Annotated in this window: 20 protein-coding genes; 14 read left to right on the forward strand and 6 right to left on the reverse strand. The window is 40.3% G+C overall.

Translation table 11 applies throughout. The features are described from left to right. Positions 1 to 89: 89 nt before the first annotated feature. The 4 genes from yfaE to ubiG form a co-directional block, all read right to left on the reverse strand. On the reverse strand, positions 90 to 368 hold the full coding sequence (yfaE, locus tag OCU78_RS05605; protein WP_137372566.1) for a class I ribonucleotide reductase maintenance protein YfaE: 279 nt from the start codon (positions 366 to 368) through the stop codon (positions 90 to 92). Continuing rightward, complete coding sequence (gene nrdB, locus OCU78_RS05610) at positions 368 to 1,501, reverse strand: class Ia ribonucleoside-diphosphate reductase subunit beta (protein WP_137372567.1); 1,134 nt, start codon at positions 1,499 to 1,501, stop codon at positions 368 to 370. Before nrdB ends, yfaE begins: the two co-directional genes overlap by 1 nt. A gap of 125 nt (positions 1,502 to 1,626) precedes the next feature. Beyond that, a complete protein-coding gene (gene nrdA / locus OCU78_RS05615; protein WP_137372568.1) occupies positions 1,627 to 3,909 on the reverse strand; it encodes a class 1a ribonucleoside-diphosphate reductase subunit alpha in 2,283 nt (760 codons plus the stop codon). A gap of 507 nt (positions 3,910 to 4,416) precedes the next feature. Then, positions 4,417 to 5,160, reverse strand: coding sequence for a bifunctional 2-polyprenyl-6-hydroxyphenol methylase/3-demethylubiquinol 3-O-methyltransferase UbiG (gene ubiG, locus OCU78_RS05620; RefSeq protein WP_137372569.1), 744 nt, complete (start codon positions 5,158 to 5,160; stop codon positions 4,417 to 4,419). Between the two features lie 258 nt (positions 5,161 to 5,418). Between ubiG and gyrA the strand changes: the two genes are divergently transcribed. Further along, on the forward strand, positions 5,419 to 8,076 hold the full coding sequence (gene gyrA, locus OCU78_RS05625; RefSeq protein WP_137372570.1) for a DNA topoisomerase (ATP-hydrolyzing) subunit A: 2,658 nt from the start codon (positions 5,419 to 5,421) through the stop codon (positions 8,074 to 8,076). Between the two features lie 171 nt (positions 8,077 to 8,247). Beyond that, the gene (locus tag OCU78_RS05630; RefSeq protein WP_137372571.1) at positions 8,248 to 8,880 is read left to right on the forward strand and encodes a TPR domain-containing protein; all 633 of its coding nucleotides are present in this window, start codon (positions 8,248 to 8,250) and stop codon (positions 8,878 to 8,880) included. Positions 8,881 to 8,959: 79 nt separating this feature from the next. Here OCU78_RS05630 and OCU78_RS05635 read toward each other — a convergent pair whose 3' ends face one another. Together OCU78_RS05635 and nrfA are read right to left on the reverse strand one after the other, a co-directional pair. Further along, positions 8,960 to 10,045 carry a protein kinase family protein gene (locus OCU78_RS05635; RefSeq protein WP_137372572.1) on the reverse strand — a complete coding sequence of 362 codons (1,086 nt, stop codon included), beginning with the start codon at positions 10,043 to 10,045 and terminating at the stop codon, positions 8,960 to 8,962. A gap of 244 nt (positions 10,046 to 10,289) precedes the next feature. After that, entirely contained in the window at positions 10,290 to 11,723 is a 1,434-nt protein-coding gene (gene nrfA, locus OCU78_RS05640; protein ID WP_137372573.1) for an ammonia-forming nitrite reductase cytochrome c552 subunit, read from the reverse strand. Between the two features lie 470 nt (positions 11,724 to 12,193). Here nrfA and nrfB point away from each other — a divergent pair, with 470 nt between their 5' ends. The 12 genes from nrfB (at position 12,194) to OCU78_RS05700 (ending at position 24,043) form a co-directional block, all read left to right on the forward strand. Further along, a complete protein-coding gene (nrfB, locus tag OCU78_RS05645) occupies positions 12,194 to 12,781 on the forward strand; it encodes a cytochrome c nitrite reductase pentaheme subunit (RefSeq protein WP_137372574.1) in 588 nt (195 codons plus the stop codon). Positions 12,782 to 12,784: 3 nt separating this feature from the next. Beyond that, entirely contained in the window at positions 12,785 to 13,477 is a 693-nt protein-coding gene (gene nrfC, locus OCU78_RS05650; RefSeq protein WP_137372575.1) for a cytochrome c nitrite reductase Fe-S protein, read from the forward strand. Then, the gene (gene nrfD / locus OCU78_RS05655) at positions 13,474 to 14,430 is read left to right on the forward strand and encodes a cytochrome c nitrite reductase subunit NrfD (RefSeq protein ID WP_137372576.1); all 957 of its coding nucleotides are present in this window, start codon (positions 13,474 to 13,476) and stop codon (positions 14,428 to 14,430) included. Before nrfC ends, nrfD begins: the two co-directional genes overlap by 4 nt. 225 nt (positions 14,431 to 14,655) lie before the next feature. After that, complete coding sequence (locus OCU78_RS05660) at positions 14,656 to 16,620, forward strand: heme lyase CcmF/NrfE family subunit (RefSeq protein WP_137372577.1); 1,965 nt, start codon at positions 14,656 to 14,658, stop codon at positions 16,618 to 16,620. Further along, positions 16,613 to 17,131 (forward strand): DsbE family thiol:disulfide interchange protein, encoded by a 519-nt coding sequence (locus OCU78_RS05665; protein WP_137372578.1) that lies wholly within the window; start codon positions 16,613 to 16,615, stop codon positions 17,129 to 17,131. Before OCU78_RS05660 ends, OCU78_RS05665 begins: the two co-directional genes overlap by 8 nt. A gap of 18 nt (positions 17,132 to 17,149) precedes the next feature. Further along, positions 17,150 to 17,572, forward strand: a complete 423-nt coding sequence (locus OCU78_RS05670) for a cytochrome c-type biogenesis protein (protein ID WP_137372579.1) — start codon at positions 17,150 to 17,152, stop codon at positions 17,570 to 17,572. 89 nt (positions 17,573 to 17,661) lie between these two features. Further along, positions 17,662 to 17,850, forward strand: coding sequence for a hypothetical protein (locus OCU78_RS05675; RefSeq protein ID WP_137372580.1), 189 nt, complete (start codon positions 17,662 to 17,664; stop codon positions 17,848 to 17,850). 423 nt (positions 17,851 to 18,273) lie between these two features. Then, positions 18,274 to 18,870, forward strand: a complete 597-nt coding sequence (locus tag OCU78_RS05680) for a GTP cyclohydrolase II (RefSeq protein WP_137372581.1) — start codon at positions 18,274 to 18,276, stop codon at positions 18,868 to 18,870. A gap of 166 nt (positions 18,871 to 19,036) precedes the next feature. After that, complete coding sequence (locus OCU78_RS05685; protein WP_137372582.1) at positions 19,037 to 20,296, forward strand: imelysin family protein; 1,260 nt, start codon at positions 19,037 to 19,039, stop codon at positions 20,294 to 20,296. Positions 20,297 to 20,430: 134 nt separating this feature from the next. Then, entirely contained in the window at positions 20,431 to 21,819 is a 1,389-nt protein-coding gene (locus OCU78_RS05690; RefSeq protein WP_137372583.1) for a di-heme oxidoreductase family protein, read from the forward strand. A gap of 93 nt (positions 21,820 to 21,912) precedes the next feature. Then, positions 21,913 to 22,959, forward strand: coding sequence for an imelysin family protein (locus OCU78_RS05695; protein ID WP_137372584.1), 1,047 nt, complete (start codon positions 21,913 to 21,915; stop codon positions 22,957 to 22,959). Then, positions 22,949 to 24,043: a DUF1513 domain-containing protein gene (locus OCU78_RS05700; RefSeq protein WP_137372802.1), complete on the forward strand. Its 1,095-nt coding sequence runs from the start codon at positions 22,949 to 22,951 to the stop codon at positions 24,041 to 24,043. The genes OCU78_RS05695 and OCU78_RS05700 overlap by 11 nt, the downstream gene beginning before the upstream one ends. Positions 24,044 to 24,282 lie beyond the last annotated feature (239 nt).

Consider the following 24,282-nt stretch of genomic DNA (forward strand, 5'->3'; position numbering starts at 1 on the left):
TAAAAAAGCCCTTGAATGATTGAAGTTCAGGGGCTTTTTTTGATCTGACTGGCAGGCTAAAAGTATTGGATGAGGTTACTCATACATGATTATGCGCGTTTTTGCTTATTTCTATGGATAACATTACTTAGTGACAGCTCAGTCTTCGCTTTACAAATACAAGGCAGAATTTCGTTACCTTGAGTGTAAGCCATAGCAAAACCAACATACTCAACTTCACCTGAATCTAAAGTACAACGACATGCACCACAGTGACCATCTCGGCAATTATATTCAGGCTCAAGCCCCGCTTGCTCCATTGTTTCCAATAAAGTATTAGAAGAGTTAGATTCAATAGAAACTAACTTGTTGATTTTGATAGTCGGCATTACAGTTCAAAACCTTCGAAATCGTCGGCGCTTACTTCATTGTCAATCTGACCCACCAAGTAAGAGCTGATTTCAGCTTCTTGCGGAGCAACTTGCACGTTATCTGAAGATAACCAAGCATTGATCCATGGGATAGGGTTTGACGTTGCTTCTGGGTAAGCAGTACCTAGACCAACAGCTTGCATACGGATGTTAGTAATGTACTCAACGTATTGGCAAAGAATATCTTTGTTTAGACCAATCATAGAGCCGTCTTTGAATAGGTATTCAGCCCATTCTTTTTCTTGTTCAGCGGCTTCTTTGAATAGGTCAAAACATTCTTGCTTACACTCTTCAGCAATCTGCATGAATGCGAAGTCATCTTGACCATTACGAAGCAAGTTGATCATGTGCTGGGTGCCAGTTAGGTGAAGCGCTTCATCACGAGCAATTAGCTTGATGATTTTCGCATTACCTTCCATTAGCTCACGCTCAGCGAAAGCGAATGAACATGCAAAACTTACGTAGAAACGAATGGCTTCTAGCGCGTTTACAGACATTAGACACACGTAAAGCTTCTTCTTCAGATCATGAAGTGAAACCTTAACCTCTTCACCATTGATGCTGTGGTTGCCTTCACCGTAGCGGTGGTAATCTGCTGTTAGCTTGATTAGGTCATCGTAGTAAAACGCGATGTCTTTAGCACGCTTAAGGATTTCTTCATTTTCAACGATGTCGTCAAATACAACACCCGGATCATTGACGATATTACGGATGATGTGCGTGTAAGAACGAGAGTGAATCGTTTCAGAGAAAGACCATGTTTCAATCCACGTTTCTACTTCTGGTAGTGATACCAGAGGGAGCAGGGCTACGTTAGGGCTACGACCTTGGATAGAATCGAGAAGCGTTTGGTACTTCAAGTTTGAGATGAAGATGTGTTTCTCGTGATCCGGAAGTTTGTTGTAGTCAATACGGTCGCTTGAAACATCCACTTCTTCTGGGCGCCAGAAGAAAGAAAGCTGCTTTTCGATAAGCTTTTCGAAAATTTCAAACTTTTGTTGGTCGTAACGAGCAACGTTTACTGATTGACCTAAGAACATTGGCTCTTTTAATTGGTCATTCTTGTTTTGAGAAAAAGTACTGTAAGCCATGACTGCCTCAATTCCTTTAAAAACCTATTTCATGAACAGGTCTTGTTAATACTTTTACAGAAAGGAAGCCATGTTCCTTTCTGTATTTTAATTTGTCTAGATAAAGCGCTTTTTAGAAAAGCAGCTTAGATCTTACAACCGCCGCCTTCACAATCTTCTTCAGGCACTTGGACTGCATCACCCTGATCATCTTTAGCACCATCACGAGTGTTGTGGTAGTAAAGCGTTTTAACACCGTACTTATATGCAGTCAGCAAGTCTTGAAGAAGTTTCTTCATAGGGACTTTACCGCTCTCGTAACCACTTGGATCATAATTTGTGTTTGCAGAGATAGCTTGGTCAACAAATTTTTGCATGATACCCACTAAATGCAGGTAACCATCGTTCGAACCAATGTTCCAAAGCAGCTCGTAGTTATCTTTTAGATTAACGAAGTCAGGAACAACCTGTTTCAAAATGCCATCTTTAGAGGCTTTAATTGAAACAAAACCACGTGGTGGCTCAATACCGTTTGTTGCGTTAGAAATCTGAGATGACGTCTCAGAAGGCATAAGTGCAGTCAGTGTTGAGTTACGTAGACCATGTTCCATTATCTCTTCACGAAGAGAGTCCCAATCGTAATGCAGTGGTTCATCACATACTAAATCGATATCTTTCTTATAAGTATCGATTGGCAGTAGACCTTTCGCATAGTTGGTTTCGTTGAACAGCGGGCACTTACCTTGCTCTTTTGCTAGTGCTACAGATGCTTTTAGTAAGTGATACTGAATCGCTTCAAAAGTACGGTGAGTAAGGCCGTTTGCACTGCCATCTGAGTATTTCACGCCATTCTTTGCTAGGTAGTAAGCGAAGTTGATAACACCAACACCTAGAGTACGACGGTTCATTGTCGATTTGTATGCTGCTGGAAGCGGGTAATCTTGATAGTCCAGTAAGGCATCAAGAGCACGAACGACCAGTTCAGATAGCTCAGCTAAATCATCCAACTCGTTAATTGCACCTAGGTTAAACGCTGAAAGCGTACATAGTGCAATTTCACCTTCGTCATCTTCTACGTTCTTAAGCGGCTTCGTTGGAAGTGCAATTTCTAGACATAGGTTCGATTGACGAACAGGTGCAACTTCAGAGTCGAACGGGCTGTGTGTATTACAGTGATCAACGTTCTGAATGTAGATACGGCCAGTCGAAGCGCGCTCTTGCATAAGAAGAGAGAACAGCTCAACTGCTTTAACAGTCTCACGCTTAATAGATGGGTCGTTTTCGTATTTAACGTATAGCGCTTCGAAACGCTCTTGGTTTTCGAAGAAAGCATCGTATAAACCAGGAACATCAGAAGGAGAGAATAGGCTGATGTTGCCACCTTGAACTAGTCGAGCATACATTAGTTTGTTCAACTGTACGCCGTAATCCATGTGACGAACACGGTTCTCTTCAACACCACGGTTATTCTTAAGTACCAGTAGAGATTGTACTTCACCGTGCCATAGTGGGTAGAACACAGTTGCTGCGCCACCACGAACACCACCTTGAGAACAGCATTTTACGGCTGTTTGGAAGTATTTGTAGAATGGAATACAACCAGTGTGGAATGCTTCACCGTTACGGATTTCAGAACCAAGCGCACGGATTCGACCAGCATTGATGCCAATACCAGCACGTTGAGAAACGTAACGAACAATTGAGCTTGCTGTTGCGTTAATTGAATCTAAGCTGTCTCCACATTCAATCAGTACACATGAACTGAATTGACGCGTAGGAGTACGTACACCAGACATGATAGGTGTTGGTAGAGAAATCTTGAACGTGGAAGATGCATCGTAAAAACGTTTTATATAGTCAATACGTGTCGATTTTGGGTACTTAGCGAATAGACAAGCAGCAACTAAAATGTAAAGGAATTGAGCACTTTCATAGATCTCTTTCGTTACACGGTTTTGAACGAAGTATTTACCTTCAAGCTGTTTTACCGCGGCGTACGAAAAATCTAGGTCACGTTTATGGTCCAGATACTCATCAAGCTCTTCAAATTCAGCTTTAGTGTAATCTTCCATTAAGTGGCTATCGTATTTACCCATATCAACTAGTTTTGCAACGTGTTCATATAGAGCTGGCGGCTCGTATTGACCGTACGCTTTTTTACGTAGGTGGAATACAGATAAACGAGCTGCTAAATATTGATAATCAGGAGTCTCTTCAGAGATAAGATCCGCAGCTGATTTGATGATAGTTTCATGAATATCAGTTGTGGTGATGCCATCATAGAATTGAATGTGAGCTTTCAATTCTACTTGTGATACAGATACGTTGTGCAGGCCTTCAGCTGCCCAAGTAATCACACGGTGGATCTTTTCTAGATCAATGGTTTCTTTACGACCGTTACGCTTAGTAACAGTAAGTTGTTGGTTCATTCTGCTTTATTTCCCTAACAAATCTGATAAAAGCCGTTTTTTTGAATATTTGTGTGTAATTTTTGTAAATTACATGACGGCTTTGTGATCTTGCTCTACCCATATATTGTAGCTTAAACACTACATATAGGGGTCATTTGCTTGTTGGGTTACAAGATAGTGCTGTCAGTGATATTTTTCAAGGTACATAAATGGGAAGGCTTGTGGATAACTGCAAATTTGAAAAAAAACTGTTAGTACTTACTAACTGATGGCGTTAGCTAGGACTTGATTGTAGAAAAATAGCGTTTTGCTGCTGGTTTAAATTTGAAGGGTAATAAAAAAAAATCTCTTGATCTTTGGCTAAAAAAGGCAGTCGAATTCGGGTGGTTATTTTTAAATCACAGCTGGTTAAAATGGAATCTAGAGCACGAAAAATAGACTGAAAAAGGTCGCAGTTTTATGGTATTTGCAACCTTTTTCATTAGTCTATTTACAAATAGTTTTCGGTAATCATATTAATATCAACTAGGCAAAGTTCTGAGTATGAACGATGTAATTAACATCTACGTTACTTCCTAGGCGGTAGCTATCTGTCAGTGGGTTGTAATGAAGCCCTGTGATACCCAATTCTTGAAGAGGAGTAGAATCAATCATCTTGATTAACTCTGCAGGTCGAATGAACTTTTCATGCTCGTGAGTCCCTTCAGGAACGATCTTGAGTAGCTTTTCTGCACCAACAATCGCAAATAAATATGATTTTAAGTTGCGATTTAAAGTGGAGAAGAACACGTGTCCGTTTGGTTTTACCAATTTGGCACAAGCCGTGATTACGGATTGTGGGTCTGGCACATGTTCCAACATTTCCATGCACGTGACGACATCATAAGTTTGCGGGTTTTGTTCTGCATGATCTTCAATCGTGCTTTGAATGTAATCTAGCTTGGTGCCTGTTTCTAACGCGTGCAAACGAGCAACTTCAAGAGGTTCCTTACCCATATCTAAACCTGTGACAACAGCCCCTTCAATAGCCATACTTTCGGCTAAGATTCCGCCGCCACAGCCAACATCAAGAACTTTCTTACCAAATAAGCCATCGGCTTTTTCTAGCACATAATTTAGACGTAGCGGGTTGATTTGATGAAGTGGCTTAAACTCGCCTTCGAGATCCCACCAACGTGAAGCCATGTCTTCAAACTTTTTGATTTCTGCTGGGTCTACGTTTTGCGTTTTAGTCATAATCGGCATTTCCAAGTTTAATAATGCATCCATGAAGTTGTGAGCATTATAACTTGGCTTTTCTTGCTGACCAGAAGTTCTACAAATTTGCTGATTTGTTGTCTGTAAAGTAGCCAACTATCAGCAAGATATGTTGGCAGCGTGCAATTTCTCGCCAATTGATTAGCAACAAGGCTCACAAGATGATAAAAGGAAGGGGAAAGTGATGCCTCAGTAGGTAAATTTGTGTTATATTTTTCGGTCTTATACGTATTCAAAAATACGATCTGACTATAGAGGGAAAATGGCTCTATGAGCGATCTAGCGAAAGAGATCACGCCCGTAAACATTGAAGATGAGCTAAGAGGTTCATACCTAGACTACGCGATGTCCGTCATCGTTGGTCGTGCTCTTCCAGATGTGCGTGATGGCCTAAAACCAGTACACCGCCGCGTTTTGTTCGCGATGAATGTACTTGGTAATGATTGGAACAAAGCATATAAAAAGTCTGCTCGTGTAGTAGGCGATGTAATCGGTAAATATCACCCACATGGTGATAGCGCAGTGTACGATACTATCGTACGTATGGCTCAGCCGTTCTCGCTACGCTACATGCTAGTTGATGGCCAAGGTAACTTTGGTTCTATCGATGGCGACTCAGCAGCTGCAATGCGTTATACGGAAGTCCGTATGGCGAAAATTGCGCACGAGCTTTTGGCTGACCTTGACAAAGAAACCGTGGACTATGTACCTAACTATGATGGTACAGAGCAAATTCCAGCGGTTCTGCCGACAAAAATTCCTAACCTATTGGTAAACGGTGCTTCTGGTATCGCGGTAGGTATGGCTACCAACATTCCACCTCATAACCTAGGTGAAGTCGTTGATGGCTGTTTAGCATTTATCAATAATGAAGATATCACTATTGATGAGCTAATGGACTACATCCCTGGTCCTGATTTCCCGACAGCAGCACTGATTAGTGGTCGTAAAGGCATCGTAGATGCTTACAAGACAGGTCGTGGTAAAGTTTACATGCGTTCAAAAGCGGATATTGAAGTAGAGAAAAATGGTAAAGAAACCATTATCGTTACTGAGATCCCTTACCAAGTAAACAAAGCTCGATTGATCGAAAAGATTGCTGAGCTGGTTAAAGATAAGAAAGTTGAAGGCATTAGCGCTCTACGTGACGAATCTGATAAAGATGGTATGCGTATTGTTATTGAATGTAAGCGTGATGCTGTAGGTGAAGTTGTTCTGAACAACCTTTACTCACAAACTCAACTTCAAACTACTTTCGGCATCAACATGGTTGCGTTGAATAACGGACAACCACAACTTTTCAACATTAAAGATATGTTGAAGTGTTTTGTTGATCACCGTCGTGAAGTGGTTACACGTCGTACTATCTTCGAATTGAAGAAAGCGCGCGACCGTGCACATATTTTGGAAGCTCTATCTTTAGCGCTTGCAAACATTGATGAAATCATTGAACTGATCCGAAACGCACCGACACCGGCTGAAGCGAAAGCAGGCCTTGTTGCTCGTGGTTGGGAACTGGGCAATGTTGCTGCAATGCTTGAACGTGCTGGTACTGATGCAGCTCGTCCTGATTGGCTTGAAGATCAATACGGTATCCGTGATGGTCAATACTTCCTAACGGAAACACAAGCACAAGCTATTCTAGAACTTCGCTTACACCGTTTAACCGGTCTTGAGCACGAGAAGATTCTAGACGAGTACAAGGCACTTCTAGAAGAAATCGCTGAGCTAATGCATATTCTTGCAAGCACTGAGCGTTTGATGGAAGTGATCCGTGAAGAGTTAGAAACAGTACGTGATATCTATGGCGATGAACGTCGTACTGAAATCACAGCTGCTGTTCATGATATCGACATGGAAGAGCTAATTGCTCAAGAAGACGTTGTAGTAACGCTTTCAAATGCTGGTTACGTTAAGTACCAAATCCTAAGCGACTACGAAGCTCAGCGTCGTGGTGGTAAAGGTAAGAGTGCGACTAAGATGAAAGATGAGGATTACATTGAGCGTCTGCTTGTTGCTAATACTCACGATAACATCTTATGTTTCTCTACTCGTGGTAAGACATACCGTCTGAAAGTTTATCAACTACCGCAAGCGAGCCGTACTGCTCGTGGTAAGCCTATCGTTAACATTCTTCCTCTAGAAGACGGTGAGCGTATTACGGCTATCCTGCCTGTTTCTGAATTCTCAAATGAGAAATTTATCTTCATGGCAACGGGTGACGGTACTGTTAAGAAGACATCATTGGATCAATTCGCAAACGTACGTGCTAACGGTCTAATCGCTGTTAACTTGCGTGACGATGATTCACTGATTGGCGTTGATATTACTGATGGTAATAGTGACATCATGCTGTTCTCGAAATCGGGCAAAGTTGTTCGCTTCAACGAGGACAAAGTACGTCCAATGGGTCGTACAGCCTCTGGTGTTCGTGGTATGAAGCTTCCAGAAGAGGATCAAGTGGTTTCACTAATTGTTCCTTCAAACGAAGGCGATATCCTAACTGTGACTCAAAACGGTTACGGTAAGCGTACTGAGCTGGCTGAATACCCAACGAAAGGCCGTGCAACGCAAGGTGTAGTATCTATCAAAGTCTCTGATCGTAATGGTCCAGTTGTTGGCGCTGTTCAAGTTGAAGAAGGCGATGAAATGATGATGATCACTGACGCAGGTACATTAGTACGTACTCGCGTAGCGGAAGTAAGCCAAGTTGGTCGTAATACTCAGGGTGTAACATTGATTCGTACTTCTGAAGACGAAAATGTTGTAGCTCTACAGCGAATCGATGAAGTAGAAGAAGCTGAAATACTTGATGAGGAAACTCAAGAAGGTGAACAAGCTTCAAATGAATCTACAGATGTTAATGCAGCCGATGCAGAAGCAAAAGATGTAGAAACACCTAAAGCAGACGAGGAAGATTCAGAATAATTTTTTGGATTCTTTGTTTGTAAAAAAACCGAGCTTTTTAGCTCGGTTTTTTTATGTCCGAATTGATCGTGAATAGGATACAAACTTGAATTCTCGATTAAAATATATACTCAACAATAAGAATACTCGAACCTAATAATTAAAGGCGAGAGCTTTTATCTTGGAGAGAAAATGGATTTTTGGCTATTGATTGCAATGATTTTAATGGGGGCATTTATATTGCTTTTGACCCTCAGCTTTACTCATACCAAGAAAGTCAGGAGCTCAAACTTTAAACTTACTATTTTTGTATTGTTGGCTAGTGTTGGTATATGGTTCCTTCTTAAGCAAGAACCACCTAAGTCAGAAGATATAACGGTAAGTAGTTTCAACGCCACAGAATACGTAGAAGAATTACAAGATAGTTTAAGGCTCAACCCAAACCAAGCTGAATTGTGGTTTCAACTTGGCGGGACATACGTTCAAAGCGGAGATTACGACTCAGCATTAACTTGTTTCGAATATGCGATTAGATTAAGTGACGATGTAACTTCTAGTCTATACTCCGCAAAAGCATCCGCTCTTTACTATGTTAATGCACAAACTATTAACAAAGATGTAAGAGATCTGTTGGACTCTTCTTTGGCATTGGATCCATACGATCGTACTGCTTTGATCTTAATCGCAAGTGATCATTTTATCAGCTCTCGATATGAAGAAGCGATCCTAGTGTGGACCCGACTTTTAGACTCTAACCAGCAAGGCATAGACAGAGTGTCTTTGATTCATTCAATTAACCAAGCCAAACAACTTATACGTAAATAAGCGCTTTAACAAAGAGCATAGACATGGATGAATTCTATGCCAAGCCAAGCCAAGCCAAGCCAAGCCAAGCCAAGCCAAGTCAAGTTAGTTGATATTGGTTAACTAGTTGTTCCTTAACCTTATATTGTTTGAGCAGATCTGCTTGCGATTTCTTATGATTTTGGTAGAAAAGTGCTTCTTCTTTCTTGAGTAATTCGTAGTGTTTATCCAGCATTTCTAGCACGGACTTGACCCTCTTCTTAGTGGTTGCTGTACAGCTCTTCCCACCCAAATCATCTTCAATATCAAGTACATGTGATCGGAACATTTCAGCGATATACAGTTCATTCAACGCTTCTGGCGTTTTAAGTGCTTTCTCATAGGAATATATCAACCCTTTAATGTGCTGAATTACATCAATACTTGCCGAGTTTTCTTTAAGCCATATGAGTTTCTGATTAAGTATCTTTAAGGCTTCTTCTTTAATTATTTTGAAATAAGCAATCGCGTCTTTATCGTTTAAGTTCTGGGAGCAAAGCCACCCGGATAAAAAGCGAGTCTCAAACCTTTCAAAAGATTGAAAGATTGGATCATTCATCCCGTTACTATTTAATTCATTCAATGGATCAAAGCTATACATATAACCAAAATCAAACAGAGTAATATTGTGATCATCATCTACGATTAAATTACCTTGGCTTAAATCCCACTCGAATAAACCTGTTTTTTCACAAGATAGAAGTGTTGAGAAAAGTTGAGCAATAGTGTTTCTTTCTATACGTGTTAAAAGGTTACCTTCGATCCAGTCAGACAAAATAATGCCTTGTCGATAATCGGCATAAATAGTGGAGACGATGTGTCTAAACTCGTTTGAAGTTGTAGGATCATCTTTACGTCCTTGAAGATCATGTCGGCGTTGTACTTCATTTAGAAATGAATACTTACCATCTAAGTTTTTTACTTTAGAAGTTGTTCTTTTTTTCTTAAGCGTGAAGTGGTTACCTGCAATGTTCAAGTGATACACAGTCGCGGTTAACCCGCTGTCGAAAGTTTCTATTACATAAGGCGAGTCTGATGTGATCTGAGCTAGTTGATCAGGTGGGATAGGGCAGTGGTTAGCCGAACCGACTATAAGGTTTTGCCCACTTTCATCAAACGATTTTTGTTCTAGTTGGCGATGGTTCATAAGTTAGCCTCAAATGAGTAGGGCTAAATAACATATATTATTAACTAGTGGCTTTGGCTCACCCTAAATGAATTTTATAAAGGATGAGTATTGAGGGTGAGGGAGTATTTGGAAGGACTATTATTGATTAACTCTACAATAAAAAACCAGCCGAGGAACAGGCTGGTTTTAATCATGTGCTTATTGCTTTGTCGTTTGATAAAGCAGAGTTCTGCTATGAGAGTCGGTAAGTGATACTCATAATTTACTCATAGCTATACTTATCTTCACGCTTACTTGCTTCTTCGTCCCACTGCGGTGCAACCGTTTCTAAAAAGTGTTTCTTGTCTGCATTCATTTTGTCCATATCCATGCCTATCGCTTTTTGTGCATTAAGTTTTGTGGATATGTCAGGAATGATTACTGGCTTAGTAATCCCTTTTTTGGCAAGAAGTCGAATAAGCTTAGTACGTGCATCTGCAGCTCTATCTACCGCAGTTCCAAGTACTTCTAATGCTACTTCTGGTGCGTGCATATGTACACCATGTGAAGCGATGGCATAATCCCAGCGCCATTGAGCATGGCGAATATCTTGAAGGATCGGTTTCATTTCATCTTCAGTTGCACCGGCATCCCACGCAGCACCAGCTTCAAAATGGGCGGCGACTATTTGTTTTTCAGCCGTTAACTTCATATTCAACACTTGGGCTTTACGTGTAGAAACGATACCGCGTAATTGCTCTTTTGATTGAGTATGACATTGCGCACAAGTATCGTCGAAACGATCGAATGGGTTACCAACTTTATGGTCGGTAAATACAGTGCCATCTTCTTTGGTCACTTTTGGCATATGGCAGTCAACACAAGCAACTTTGTTCTTACCATGAATGCCTTCTCGCCATGTTTCAAATCCGGGGTGCTGAGCTTTCAACATTGGAGCTTTAGATACCTTATGTGTCCAATCTTTGAAGCCGATTCCATCATAGTACTCTTCCATTTGTTCAACTTTAGTGCCTTTATCCCAAGGGAATTTGACGCCTTTTGTTGGGCCTGTGAAGTAATATTCAACGTGGCATTGAGAGCATACTGAAGACTGTTGATCTAGGCGAGATTGATGGTCGAAATTTTTGCCGATCGTATCAAATGCACGTTCTACGTAAGGACGAGTTATTTTGAGCGCCGGTTCTCCATTCTTGAAGTTGTCACTTTGAGTATCGTGGCAATCAGCACAGCCGATAGGGTTTGTTATTTCAGCCCCTAAACGTGCCCATTTACCTTCAAAGTAACCATCTTCTCCACGCTCTTCTATCACTCGCGCGACATCTGGGCTTTTACAGCTCCAACATGCCATAGGCATAGGACCTGAATTTTCATCTGTAGGCGCGCCGGTTCTTAGTGTTTGTCTTACATCGTCAATGGCGTAAAAGTGACCGCGAGCTTTATTATAATCTTTAGCAAAACCGTACCCCGCCCACATGATGACCATATTAGGATCTTCTTTAAGAGCATCTTCTAGATTTTCACTTTCTGATGTTTGCTTCCATGTTTGATATTGATCGGGATGGTTCTCTTCATATTGCTCATTACGAGGATCGCCAATGTCTTTTTGTTCAGATGCAGCAAAGCTGGCAGTGCTAACTAATGATGCACTTACCAATAATAATGCAGCGACTGAATTACCTATCCAATGCTTTTTCACAGTGATATCTCCAATATACTGATTCTTATACCAAGCGTTGTGAGGTTGCTATATCAAATAAGAACTGGAGAGTTCCTATTTATATTAATTCATAAATAAACACATTTTGTTACGTGTTTACTCATGCTTGTTTTAGATCAATTAATAGAAGTGACCTGGCTCACGCCTGTTCTTATATACCCCTAAAGGGTTAGTTGTGTATATTTTGAATGATAATAATTATCAATAATAACAATGGGTTATTAATATAACCATGATTATTAAATGGTGATTATGTTCACAATTTATACCGTAAAAAGTATGCTCATTAATTGTAGGGGTATAATCTAAAGTTAGAGAGCGTTGTGGCTTTATCCTAAATAAGAATTGATATCAAATGAACGATAATAATATCGTTCAGGATACTTTTGTTTAACCAGAACCATTATTTACTTGAGAGTTAAATAACACTGGTATAAGGAAAGGATAAAATGGGCAATATCAAATTGGCCATAGTCATAATGCTTAAATCCCTTCTAGCATTTTGCCTCTATGGTTATTCCATTCATGCGCTCGCCGACTCGCCGACGGTTGACTCAGTCACCGACTCTGCAAGGCATGAAGTCGAACTCATTCGTGATAAAGACTATAAGTGTGTTCAGTGCCATAAAGATTCCAAAGATACATTATTAGGATCGCATGGCGAAAAAGCACATAAAGCTTTAGGTCGAGAAGTTAATTGCACAGAGTGCCACAACAACATTAGCCCTGATCATCGAGAAGGGGCGCCTATTGTCACCAAGTATCGTTCAGCGCAGTCCATGTTAGGTACTGACTCTGAATTACTCACCCCCGAATCTGTTTTACAAGCCAATAGTGAATGTACTGATTGTCACGAACCTCAATCTTTACAAGATTCTGATTGGACCCATGATGTTCACGCACAAAATTTAACTTGCTCTAATTGCCATGATGTTCATGCCAATAAGTCTAAAGTGTTAGCTTTGGATAAAAAAGAAAGGATCAAGTTATGCGTGGATTGCCACTCAGATTTCAACCAACTGAAAGAAAAGGAGTAATCTATGAGTTGTTCTAGAAGAAACTTTTTAGCAGGAACTGGGGCGGTAATCTTCACTACAGGTATCGCAGCCACTGCTTCAATGACCAGTCGTAAAACCCTTGCTAACGTGGAAGAAGAAGGTGTTAAACGATACGGGATGATTCACGATGAAACGGCTTGCATTGGTTGTACTGCCTGTACTGAAGCATGCCGAGAAGTGAACAACGTACCGGAAGGGGTCTCTCGCTTAGAAATAATCAGAAGTGAACCTCAAGGTGAATATCCAAATGTTGATTACCGTTTTACACGCAACTCTTGTCAACATTGTGATAATGCACCGTGTGTTATGGTTTGCCCAACGGGTGCTGCATACAAGGATGAAAAAACTGGCATCATCGATGTCCATCAAGAGAAATGCGTAGGCTGCGGTTACTGCTTATTAGCGTGTCCTTACCAAGTCCGCTTTTTCCATCCTGAAAATAAATCGGCGGATAAATGCAATTTTTGCCGAGACACCAATCTTGCAGAAGGTAAGTTACCAGCGTGTGTAGAATCTTGCCCAACAAAGGCTTTGGTTTTTGGCGACTTAAACGATCCTACTAGTGAGATTAATCATGTGCTTAAAAATGAAGTTGTGTACAGAGATAAAGTCCATTTAGGGACGGCACCTAAGTTATACAAAGTACCGCAGCAGAAAGGGGAGATACCATCATGAGTGAATGGGAAACTGCGTTTCAATCTGGTGTGGTTGTTTGGGATTGGATCATTGCGATTTACTTATTCCTAGCAGGTATGTCTGCAGGTTCTGTGATGATCTCCATTTATCTTAAACGGAAAGTCATTGTAGGTAAGCCTTCTGAAAGTGGGATTTTAAAAGCGACGGCGTTTCTCGCACCATTTGGCATTATTGTGGGTTTAACTATTCTGGTATTCCACCTGACAAAACCGTTAGATTTTTGGAAGATCATGATCTTTATTAACCCTACGTCGGTTATGGCAATGGGTGTTGTGTTGTTTAATGTGTATATGGCGGCATTATTTGCTTGGATAGGCATTATTTTTAGAAAGCAGATCGTTAGCTTTTTAAAAGGGCGTTTCGAAATTGTTGATAGCATTCTGGATAAATTAGAGGCGTTTGAGAATTATCTTGAACTGTTCTTGGCATTTTTAGCTTTATTACTTGCTGCCTATACCGGATTTTTATTATCGGCATTACCGACCTTCCCAATGCTGAATAACCCTGTTCTGCCTATTCTATTCTTATTCTCAAGCTTATCTTCTGGTGCTGCTGCGTGTTTATTGGTTGGGATACTCGTCTTTAAGGAGTCACCACTTAGTGCAAGTGTGAGCTGGGTGCATGGTTTTGAACGACCAGTTGTCATGTTTGAGCTATTTGTACTCGTGGCATTTTTTACCGGTTTGATATTTGCTGGTGGTCAAAGCGAGCAAGCCGCGTGGAATGCGATTTCTGGGGGTTTTTGGGCTAGCTGGTTCTGGTGGGGGGTAATAGTAGTCGGCATGCTTCTACCATTACTGATGAATGCTTTAACACCTAAATCTATCCGACATGGTGCGTTGTACATTTTTACTGTGACGTCTTTGAGCTTAGCAGGCGTGTTGATGTTGAGGACATTCATCCTCTACGCAGGTCAATTAACCGTTGTTTAATTTACCTGATGGACGAAGGTAGTATGTAAAAACAGCAAGATGACATGTGGGGTGCATATAACTTTCATTAATATGCCAGTGGGCTTTGTTGATAACGGATGTCTTTTTCGTAGAAATAAAGCTCACTTTATTGAATTGAATTGAATTGAATTGAATTGAATTGAATTGAATTGAATTGAATTGGCTAAATGGCTCCAAAGCGTCGAAGCTAATCATCGAGGTAATATGATAGGCAATTTAGGGTTACTCAGCTTAATAATGGTCGCCATACTCAGTAGTGCAGTCACGCTGGTGTATGGCTTCTCTATGGCTAAACAATATAGAACCGCAACCTCATATGCAGTATCTGATACGTATGTTCGACCATTTACGTTGGGTTCAGCTTGTCTATCAATATTCTCTCTTGTTTTGTTGGCTGTGGCTTTCTATCAAGATGATTTTTCTATTTTATACGTGGCTGAGCATTCAAATACGCAGCTTCCAGTTTTTTTTAAAATTGCAGCTGTCTGGGCTGGTCATGAAGGATCATTGCTGTTTTGGGTGCTAACATTAGCATGTTGGGCGGGGGTGATTGCGCTTCAAAGCTCGTTACAAACTGATTATCAAATAAAAGTGTTATGGGTAATGAATGGATTACTTTGCGCTTTTACATGGTTTACTCTTCTCTCTTCCAACCCTTTTGAATTCAATAGCACGTTACCTGTTGAGGGGCGAGACCTAAACCCTATGCTCCAAGATGTTGGGTTGATTTTTCACCCTCCACTTCTTTACTTAGGCTATGTTGGATTTTCTGCTGTTTTAGCGTTTGCAGTTGCGGCTTTATTAACCAAAGAAATTGAATTTGAGTGGGTAAACCACTGCCGAAAATGGAGCTTAGTCGCGTGGATATTTTTAACGGCTGGGATCGTTCTAGGATCATGGTGGGCATACTATGAATTAGGTTGGGGAGGCTGGTGGTTTTGGGACCCTGTAGAAAATGCCAGTTTGTTACCTTGGTTAACCGCGACGGCTTTATTACATTGTTTGACTATTGCGAAAGAGAAGCAACAATTATTGAAGTGGGCATTTAGTTTAGCTTTTACGACTTTCTCTTTGAGTATACTCGGTACTTTTATTGTCCGTTCAGGTGTTCTGACATCAGTACATGCATTTGCTGTTGATCCTTCTAAAGGGCTGATTCTGATATCTATATTATGCATTGTATTTACGGCTTCGTTTTCCTTACTGATCATAAGAGGGGAGTCATTTAACTCAAAAAATATAACGCACTTTTTGAGTCGAAGTTTCCTCATTCTATTAGCAATAACCTTGCTCGTTGTGGCAATGCTGGTGGTTTTATTTGGCACCTTTTACCCAATGGTTTATGAGCTCTTAGGCTTGGGAAATATATCCGTTGGGGCTCCTTATTTTAATCTATTTGCAGTACCTTTAGGTTTATTGGTTTTACTGTTGATTGGTTTCTCCCCCTTAGTTGAAAAGCTACGAGAAAAACATCTATCAGTAAAAGTGATGCTCCTCTTGTTAGCCATGTCTACTATAGTTGGTTTCCTTCTCTATTTAAGCCAACTCCAATTAAATCAATTGAGTCAACTCAGTGACTTACACTGGGTTGTGCAAATAACCTGGATAGCAGCCGCTTGGGTGTTCTTTTCGCATATCTACGCACTAGTTACCGCCTACAAAGAAACTTACTTCATGCGAGTGGTCTCTATGAGCCTAGCGCATATAGGGATGGCAATGTTTGCTATAGGTGCTGCAATGAATAGCCACCATTCATTGGAATTGAATAAGAAACTAGAGCCTGGATCGGAGATTCAATTCTTTGATTGGACATTAAAGTATATTGAAACAGAGCTTTATGTCGGAAGTAATTTCACTGCTGAAAAAGCTCATCTAGAGTTAAGTAAGGATGAGGAATCATTTATCATCACTCCTGAAAGACGTTTCTATCAAGTTAGAGTGATGAACATGAGTGAGCCTGCAATGAAGTGGTTTTGGCATGGTGATGTCTATATCACAATGGGAGAAAAGATCGATAGTTCAGCTTACGCGTTCCGTATCCAATATAAGTCTTATGCCCGTTGGATCTGGGTAGGAGTATTGCTATCTGTCCTTGGTGGAATCATTGCACTATTTTCTCGTAATCAGGTAACTATTATTAGCTTTGTCTCTAGGTTTAAATATGCGTAATAAATTGTTTTTGTTGGTGGTTACTTCTCTGGCGATAGCTCTGAGTTTTAGTTTAGCGTTGGGGAGTAAGCAGCGATCATCAACGATTCAAGTGATGGACAGAGTGTTTCCCGAATTCACTGAATACGATCTTTTATTGGGCGATCAAACGATCACAAGATCGGATATTACCAAGAGTAAATACCAACTGATCAATATTTGGGCTTCATGGTGTGGGATATGTAAAACAGAGCATCCATTTCTTAATCAATTGAAAATTGAAGGGATTCCTATATATGGTATTAATTATAGAGATAATAAATTATCGGCAATTAAAGTATTAGAGAATGATGGAAATCCTTATTTAAAGATCATAAATGATCATACTGGCGATCTTTCAATTGATTTAGGTGTTATAGGTACGCCTGAAACATATTTGGTTGATCAAGAGGGTCAAATAATTAAAAAAGTATTAGGCGTATTAGATCAGAAAACTTGGAATGATGAATTAGCTAATTATTTTGAAAATTAAATCTATTAAAGGTTTTTAATGAAAGTATTAATATTATTGTGTTCAATACTATTCGCGTCGCATGCTGTTGCTGAGCCTGTCTTTATATCGCCAACCAAAGAAAAAATTATCCAAGTGGAGCTATTTGAATTCGACAGTCAAAAGCAGCAATCAAGGGCAATCGCATTAGCAAAGACATTACGTTGCCCGCAATGTCAGAATCAAAATTTGATCGAATCAAACTCTCCGATCGCAAAAGATCTTCGCTTAAATGTTTTTGAGATGATCAAAGCAGGAAAGAGTGATGAATATATTATTGAATATATGACAGAAAGGTTTGGTGAATATGTTTTATATAACCCTCCTTTAAATAGAGGTAATTTAGTACTTTGGCTAATACCTTTTGTTATTTTTGTGCTCTTCGTTCATCTTGCAATAAAAAGTGTTAAAAGGGATGTATAAATATTACTTATACTGTTTACCTCATTGGTCTATTTTTGTAATATACTTTAATTAACTCACTGAGCTTGCACAGATATAAGGACTTATTCGTGGATAATGTAATATCGAACTTAAAAAAGGAGTTTTATACGAATGTTCAATCTAAAAAGTGGAGTGAGCAGTATAGTGCCAAACCAAGCCTTTCATTTTTGACTCAAGAAGAGCTATCAGAATTAGAGAACGCTTGGATCCAACTTGTTATATGGAAAAAACAACAAGTAAATGAAGTTAGCCTATAACCCCCAAAATTAGCCTGTAAAATCTGGCTTCAACGATTATCTAAAGTTTCTAAATTCTCACGTATCTAAGCTTGATCATTTAACTAACTATAAATAAAACAGTGATCTGTAGTGCGGATTGATGTTTGATATTAAAATGAGTTTGTCAGCATCGATAAACACGAATATTGGTTGAAATTCAATCAAATCGAAGGTTTCTGTAAAGAAATTTAACCCCATGTTAGAAGGGTCTAACGTGGGGTTTTTTATTATGAAATGATCAAGTTGTTATAATATAACATTTCATGGCTTCAGAGCCTTGAAAAATCGTTTAGATAGCCTCATAGTACTTAGCATCAGATTGTTATTGCATGCTTACTGAATTAGTAGGCTTTAATTAAAATAATAATTCCAAGCAAATAAAATCATCAAGTGAGTATAGATATGGCGGAAGTACGTGCCAGAGTAGATTTCAAAGTAGGGGTAGGCAGCAATATTGATGCTGAGCTTCTGTCATTCCATGGATTGAAAACAGAAAAAGAACATGTTGCTGTTATCTTTCAGTCTGCAGATAAAACTCAGAACACACCATTGGTACGAATGCACTCTGAATGCTTAACGGGTGACGTATTTCATTCATCTCGCTGCGATTGTGGTGAACAGTTAGATGAAACAATTAATAAAATGGGTGAATCTGGCGGTATTATTTTATATCTCCGCCAAGAAGGGCGTGGTATTGGTCTTTATAACAAGATCGACGCATATCGCTTACAAAGTGAAGGTATGAATACATACGAAGCGAATAACCACTTAGGTTTTGGCGATGATTTACGTGATTTCACAGAAGCTGCTGAAATGCTAAAAGCATTAGGGATTAATACTATTCGCTTAGTCACTAATAACCCTAAAAAGATCAGAGAGTTGAAGTCTCATGGAATACAAATTGAAGAAGTGGTCAATACTTCGGCGCATATAAAGTTAGGTAATGAAAGCTATCTTCAAGCAAAAGTGTCGCACGGAAAGCATGATTTAGACCTTTAAATTTCCTTCTTCTCATAAATCAAATAAAAACCTCACATTTGTGGGGTTTTTTTGTATTTGGCTTGCAAAAAAATTGTAAATTTGTATTATTTGGATTGCTAGTGCAAATGATAATGGTTTGCACTATTACTACTAATAATAATTCAAGCTCAACAAGGACGCTTCAATGACCATCAAATCTTTAGTGACTAAAGCTGTTACTTCGTCACTCCTTTTTGCCTCTGCTTCTTCATTTGCAGCAGTGACTCAAGATCAAGTAGTTGAACACTACGCAGATATTGCACATGCCGTTTTTTCGGATTCTGTTATTACAGCCAAGGCTCTTAACTCTTCTATTGATACATTCTTAGCTTCGCCTTCTGCTGCAAATTTCGAACAAGTAAAACAAGCTTGGTTAGATTCTCGAGTACCTTACCAGCAGTCGGAAGTTTTCCGTTTTGGTAACGCGGTTGTTGATGATTGGGAAGGTCAGTTAAACGCATGGCCTTTAGATGAAGGTCTTATTGATTACGTATCAACTGATTACCAATATGAGCTAGGTAACGAAGGTGCTAGCGCAAATATTGTTGCTAACAAAACGTTCCAAGTTGGTCAAACAACAGTTGATGCGACAAACATTACTCCTGAGCTAATTGCTGAGCTTAATGAAATTGGTGGTTCAGAGGCAAACGTAGCGTCTGGCTACCACGCGATTGAATTCCTACTTTGGGGACAAGATTTAAACGGCACTAATGCCGGTGCAGGTAATCGTGCTTACACTGATTTTGTTGTTGGTTCTGAATGTACAAACGGTAACTGTGACCGTCGTGGTGCTTACTTAAAAGCTTCTGCTGAACTTCTTATTCAAGATCTTGAATGGATGGAAAAACAGTGGTCTGCTGAGCAAAAAGGTAATTACCGTCAAGAGCTTTTAGCGGGTTCTAGCGATAATGGTTTACGTAAGATGCTATTTGGCATGGGTTCTCTATCTTTAGGTGAACTTGCAGGTGAGCGTATGAAAGTTGCTCTAGAAGCTAACTCAACTGAAGATGAGCATGATTGTTTCTCTGATAACACGCATAACTCGCATTACTACAATGAGCAAGGTATCTACAACGTTTACACTGGTTTGTATAAGCGTGAAAACGGTACGTTGCTTTCAGGTCCAAGCCTATATGACCTTGTTGCTCAACAAGACAAGCAAGCTGCAAAAGAGATTCAAAAGCAATTTGATCTTGCTCGTGCACAAGTTGGCGAGCTTGTAACTTCTGCTGAGAAAAACAATCAGCACTTTGATCAGTTGATTGCTTCAGATAATGCAGCAGGTAACGCGCTTGTGAATAAAACGATTGTAGCTCTAGTTTCTCAAACGGCTGCTATTGAACGTGCAGCCGGTGTGATTGGCATTGATAGCCTGAACCCTGATACTGCAGACCATGAGTTTTAAGCGATAAATAAAGTTGAAAAAGGGCTCCTAGCGAGCCCTTCATTGTTTCTGTATTGTTCAAGTTTGTGTATTGTCCAAATTGTTAAACAATGAAATTAAAAAATATAACTAATAATAAATAATCAAGGCAATGTATGAAGTCGTATCTCACCGCCTCGCTACTTATCTCACTGTTCGCAATGTCTCCCTTACACGCCCATGAAGTGTATTCAGGAGGGAAAACCACTACTAAAAAAGAAGGCGCTAATGCGTTTTCAATGCCGGCAACTAACTTACCTATGACTAAGCGATTAGACTTTAGTGTTGGTAATAGTTTCTTTAGAAACCCATGGGTCCCTGCACCAGCTTCTACAGACGCTCGTGATGGGTTAGGCCCTTTGTTTAATACGAATGGTTGCCAAAATTGCCACATTAAAGATGGTAGAGGGCATGCACCTGAAGCAGGAGATAAACACGCTGTTTCCATGCTGGTTCGATTAAGCATTCCAGCTGAAACTGCCGCTCAAAGACAAGCTTTCATTCGAGATGGTGGCATCCCTGAACCTACTTATGGCGGTCAGCTTCAAGATTTTGCTCTGCAAGGCGTAAAACCCGAAGGGAAGGTGAATATTAGCTACACAGAAGTTCCTGTTAAATTTGATGATGGAACGGTGGTGAGCTTACGTAAACCTAGCCTAACTATTACTGAGCTAGCGTTTGGCGATATGCACCCAAAAACTGAATTTTCAGCTCGTGTAGCACCGCCTATGATTGGTCTTGGCTTATTAGAAAGCATTCCTGAAAAAACGATTCTAGGCTTTATTGAGCAGCAAAAATCCGAAAACCTTGGTGTATCGGGTAAAGCGAACAAAGTGCTTGATGTTCAAACCGATGAGCTCACGCTTGGTCGGTTTGGGTGGAAAGCTGGGCAACCAAATTTGATGCAACAAAATGCTGCAGCATTTAATGGTGACTTAGGTTTGACGAGTAATCTATTCCCTAATGAAAACTGTACAGCGAACCAATCTACGTGTACCGACTTTCCAAATGGTGGTTCACCAGAAGTAAGTGATAACATCCTTGATTTTGTAGAATTTTATTCCCAACATCTGGCGGTACCAATTCGACGTAATGTCGATAATCCACAAGTGATTCAAGGTAAGCAACTCTTTAAAGATATTGGCTGCCAAAGCTGCCATCAAGCTGAGATAAGAACAGCAGAACGTGCTGACTTACCTGCGTTATCTAAGCAGCTGATCAGCCCATATACTGATATGTTGTTGCACGATATGGGCGAAGGTCTCGCCGACAACCGACCGGAATATTTAGCGAATGGTCAAGAATGGCGTACTACACCACTTTGGGGGTTAGGCTATACCAAAGAAGTGAATGGGCACACATTCTTACTACATGATGGTCGTGCCAGAAATATTATGGAAGCGATTCTATGGCATGGAGGAGAAGCTCAAAATGCTAAACAAAAAGTGCTGAGCCTAAATGCTAAAGAGCGAGAGGCACTTGTCGCGTTCTTGGAATCTTTATAAAAAATATAAACTATCGTAAGCAGTGTTTTAAATGAACTTAACAGCATTTAAGCACTGCTAGCGAAAATAGTCAGCCAGAAATAAGGTCGAAACATGAGTGAAAAATTATTCGCGCTACCATTGATAGTCGCTGCTCTCGCCGGTTGCCAGTCAACCAATCAAGGTGAAGCTACCTCGACATTTCATCTTGATGAAACAAAGCATGTGAGCCACGAGGTTTATGTTAAGCAGTTTGAATCTGCAGTTGCTTTTAACACACAAGCAAAATTGTTAGAAGAATCGCTAGGTCAATATTGTAGAACCAATGATTATTCTATTGATGCTGTGAAGATGCAATGGCATCAAACCATGCTTGCTTGGATGGCTCTTCAAGGTCAAGAGCGAGGACCAGCAGAAGCTCTACAAGAGAGCTGGAATATTCAATTTTGGCCAGACAAAAAGAATACGACTGGTCTGAAAATGTCTCAGCTTACTCGACAAGACAAAACTTGGACTCAAGCGGAAATTGCTCAACAAAGCGTAACCGTTCAAGGTTTAGGGGCATTAGAATGGATGCTTTATGACGAAAAATCACCGTTATTAAGTGAAAAGAGCAAAGGCTGTATGTCAGCAGTCGCCATTTCGCAAAACCTATCTGTGAAATCGACCAATATTGCAGATGCATGGCAAGTTAACCCGTGGGTAGCTTTAGATGAATCCCGATGGGAGTCTGAATATGTGGCATTACTGACGAATCAGCTAGATTACAGTATGAAAAAACTAAGTCGACCACTTGCGAATATTGGTAAGCCTCGCCCTTACTTTGCTGAATCATGGCGTTCAGAAACTTCTTTATCGCAACTCAAAGCTAATACCCAAGCAATGCAAAGCTTGTATTTAGCGGAAGGTAAAGGCTTAGATAACATTCTAAGGGAGCGAGGTTTAAATGATTTAGCTGATCGAGTGAAGAGCCAGTTTGAGCAAACATTAGCAACCTGGCTTGATGAGAGTAGCTTGTTTAGTATGCTTCAGAGCAAAGAGGGCTACCGAAATGTTTTAGCTCAATATAATAAATTAGAGCGCCTTAAATACCTTATTCACGAAGAAGTGGCGATCGAATTAGGAATTGTAATAGGATTTAATGCAACTGATGGTGACTAATCAAACTCGGCGTTCATTACTTAAAGCAGCGCTGCTGGGTGCTGCTGTTCCAGTACTTCCTTTTGGCTGCTCTAGTGTATCTCCTCAAACAAATCGTGAGCCGGCTTTGATCGGATGTTCGCTTCAAGGTAAGCAAAAGTATTCGGCAGTTGTGGCAGATAAGTGGGGAATGCCTATTCAAACCCTTGCCATTCCGGAGCGCGGTCATGGTGTGGCAATTCGACCTAATAACTCCTCAGGTTTAAATCAAGCTGTAGTGTTTGCTCGTAGACCGGGCAACTTTTTTATGGTGTTTGATTATAAAACGGGTCAGCAGGTTCATTTGTCAGTAAAAGGGAAGAATAGACACTATTATGGTCATGGTGTCTTTTCGCTTGATGGTTCTCTCTTATACGCTACTGAAGGGGTTTCAAGTACAAGCCAAGGTGTAATTGGCGTTTATGATGCACTTAATGGCTATAATAAGATAGATGAATTCAGTGGCTTTGGCATTGGACCTCACGAGGTTATCATTATGCCAGATGGTCGCTTAGCAATTGGAGTAGGTGGCGTACATACAGATGGTCGAACGCCTAAAAACTTAAATACAATGCAGCCAACGTTGAGTTATTTGTCTGCGACAGGTGAATTACTTGAGCAAGTTGAATTAGCAGATAAGCAGCTTAGTATTAGGCACCTTGCTCATGATGGAGATGAAACGGTACTTTGTGGTCAGCAGTACCGCGGGGAACCCGATGAATACCCTGCATTATTAGCTATGCATACTCAGGGTGGCCGTTTAGAGCAGTTAAAAGCGGAGCCTGAACAGTGGGCGAGATTTAACCATTACATTGCGAGTATTGCTGCTTCAGATAAATGGATTATCGCGACTTCTCCACGAGGTAACTGCTATGGAATTTGGTCTAAGCAGACAAAAGAATTGGTTGAGTTGTCTTCCTTAACTGACGCTTCAGGCGCTGTATTCATGGGAGATGAATTCAGGCTGAGCTCTGGGGCTGGTGATGTTATTAGCCAAGCTGAACCATCGGAAAAAACAACCATTCAAACACTCACTCAATGGGATAACCACTGGTCTTCGATCTAGTTATTTTTAAGGTTTTATCGCGATTGATCTTCGAGATAATACAGCTAAACAGCTAAACAGCTAAACAGCTAAACAGCTAACAGCTTCGATAGCGCTATAGCTTTTGAGATAACTATAGTGTCGAAGTTGCGATGGTTATTGTCATCTCTAGCGCTGACTATTTAGCTTGGATAGTCTCAAAATTAATATAGTCCCTAATTAATACTTGGTACGCCCATTTCTTTGCCATACTTAAGGTT

Origin of the sequence: Vibrio gallaecicus (assembly GCF_024347495.1) — a bacterium.
Classification (GTDB): Bacteria; Pseudomonadota; Gammaproteobacteria; order Enterobacterales; family Vibrionaceae; genus Vibrio; species Vibrio gallaecicus.

Bases quoted from the DNA above. Each gene is read 5' to 3' on its own strand.
- yfaE (WP_137372566.1), bottom strand. From the start codon at position 368: ATGCCGACTATCAAAATCAACAAGTTAGTTTCTATTGAATCTAACTCT.
- nrdB (WP_137372567.1), bottom strand. From the start codon at position 1,501: ATGGCTTACAGTACTTTTTCTCAAAACAAGAATGACCAATTAAAAGAG.
- nrdA (WP_137372568.1), bottom strand. From the start codon at position 3,909: ATGAACCAACAACTTACTGTTACTAAGCGTAACGGTCGTAAAGAAACC.
- ubiG (WP_137372569.1), bottom strand. From the start codon at position 5,160: ATGGATGCATTATTAAACTTGGAAATGCCGATTATGACTAAAACGCAA.
- gyrA (WP_137372570.1), top strand. From the start codon at position 5,419: ATGAGCGATCTAGCGAAAGAGATCACGCCCGTAAACATTGAAGATGAG.
- OCU78_RS05630 (WP_137372571.1), top strand. From the start codon at position 8,248: ATGGATTTTTGGCTATTGATTGCAATGATTTTAATGGGGGCATTTATA.
- OCU78_RS05635 (WP_137372572.1), bottom strand. From the start codon at position 10,045: ATGAACCATCGCCAACTAGAACAAAAATCGTTTGATGAAAGTGGGCAA.
- nrfB (WP_137372574.1), top strand. From the start codon at position 12,194: ATGGGCAATATCAAATTGGCCATAGTCATAATGCTTAAATCCCTTCTA.
- nrfC (WP_137372575.1), top strand. From the start codon at position 12,785: ATGAGTTGTTCTAGAAGAAACTTTTTAGCAGGAACTGGGGCGGTAATC.
- nrfD (WP_137372576.1), top strand. From the start codon at position 13,474: ATGAGTGAATGGGAAACTGCGTTTCAATCTGGTGTGGTTGTTTGGGAT.
- OCU78_RS05660 (WP_137372577.1), top strand. From the start codon at position 14,656: ATGATAGGCAATTTAGGGTTACTCAGCTTAATAATGGTCGCCATACTC.
- OCU78_RS05665 (WP_137372578.1), top strand. From the start codon at position 16,613: ATGCGTAATAAATTGTTTTTGTTGGTGGTTACTTCTCTGGCGATAGCT.
- OCU78_RS05670 (WP_137372579.1), top strand. From the start codon at position 17,150: ATGAAAGTATTAATATTATTGTGTTCAATACTATTCGCGTCGCATGCT.
- OCU78_RS05680 (WP_137372581.1), top strand. From the start codon at position 18,274: ATGGCGGAAGTACGTGCCAGAGTAGATTTCAAAGTAGGGGTAGGCAGC.
- OCU78_RS05685 (WP_137372582.1), top strand. From the start codon at position 19,037: ATGACCATCAAATCTTTAGTGACTAAAGCTGTTACTTCGTCACTCCTT.
- OCU78_RS05690 (WP_137372583.1), top strand. From the start codon at position 20,431: ATGAAGTCGTATCTCACCGCCTCGCTACTTATCTCACTGTTCGCAATG.
- OCU78_RS05695 (WP_137372584.1), top strand. From the start codon at position 21,913: ATGAGTGAAAAATTATTCGCGCTACCATTGATAGTCGCTGCTCTCGCC.
- OCU78_RS05700 (WP_137372802.1), top strand. From the start codon at position 22,949: ATGGTGACTAATCAAACTCGGCGTTCATTACTTAAAGCAGCGCTGCTG.